Origin of the sequence: Streptomyces bobili, from assembly GCF_002154575.1 — a bacterium.
Taxonomy (GTDB): Bacteria; Actinomycetota; Actinomycetes; order Streptomycetales; family Streptomycetaceae; genus Streptomyces; species Streptomyces bobili.
Genome location: NZ_MUBA01000379.1, coordinates 1 through 907, shown reverse-complemented (window position 1 = coordinate 907; position 907 = coordinate 1). Strand labels below are relative to the sequence as shown.

Here is a 907-nt window from a genome sequence, read left to right as displayed (position 1 = left end):
CCGGCCGGCCGGCGGCCCAGGCGAGAGCGGCCCTCATGTCCTCGGCCAGCGCGTCGAACCGGGCGGGCCGGTCCGTGCCCTCGGCCGCGGTGAGGGCGGTCGCCCCGGCCAGACACCGGCCCAGGTGGCGGGAGCGGACGTCCGTCAGCTCGGCGGCGTCGGCGAGCCGCTCCGTGCCGTACTGACGGATGGTCTCCAGCGCCTGGTAGCGGGTGCCGGCCACGGACGGCGTCGCGGTGAGCAGGCTCTGCTCCGCGAGCCTGCCGAGTCCGTCGGCCACCGCTGCCGGATCCAGCGGGGCGAAGGCCGCCACCTCGGTGGCCGCGTCGGCGGTGAACGGCATCGCGAACACCGAGATACGGCGCAGCAGCGCCCGGTCGCACGGCTCCAGCAGGTCGTGGCTCCAGTCCAGCGCCGCCCGCACCGACCGGTGCCGGTCGTCGGCGCGGGGACCGCCGGCGAGGATGCGCAGCTGATCGGAGAGGCCGGCCGTGAGTCCGTCCAGTCCGAGCGTGGGCCATCGGGCCGCGGCCAGTTCGATCGCCAGCGCCATGCCGTCGAGCCGTTCGCACAGGGCCGCGATCCGTTCGCGTACGGCGGGGTCCGGGGGCCGGCCGACCGCCGCCGCCCGTTCCATGAAGAGGGTCACGGCCTCGGAGTCGCCCCCGTCGGCGAAGGACAGCGGAGGGACCGGGAAGACCCATTCGAACGGCACCATCATCTGGGCCCGGCTCGTCGCGAGCACCCGCAACCGCGGGGAGGCCACCAGCAGCCGTTCCAGGAAGGGCGCCACCCCGTCGCGTATCTGCTCGCAGTTGTCGAGCACCAGCAGCGCCTGACGGTCCGCCAGCGCGGCCAGGACGGCCTCGTCGATGCCCCGGCCCGGCTGCTCGCCCACCCCCACGGC

The 907-nt window shown here is 75.7% G+C and carries 1 protein-coding gene; it reads right to left on the bottom strand.

Going from position 1 to position 907, the window contains the following annotated elements; genetic code table 11:
• On the bottom strand, window positions 1-907 hold a 907-nt coding region (locus BZL64_RS41370), incomplete at both ends, for an ATP-binding protein (protein WP_425276074.1).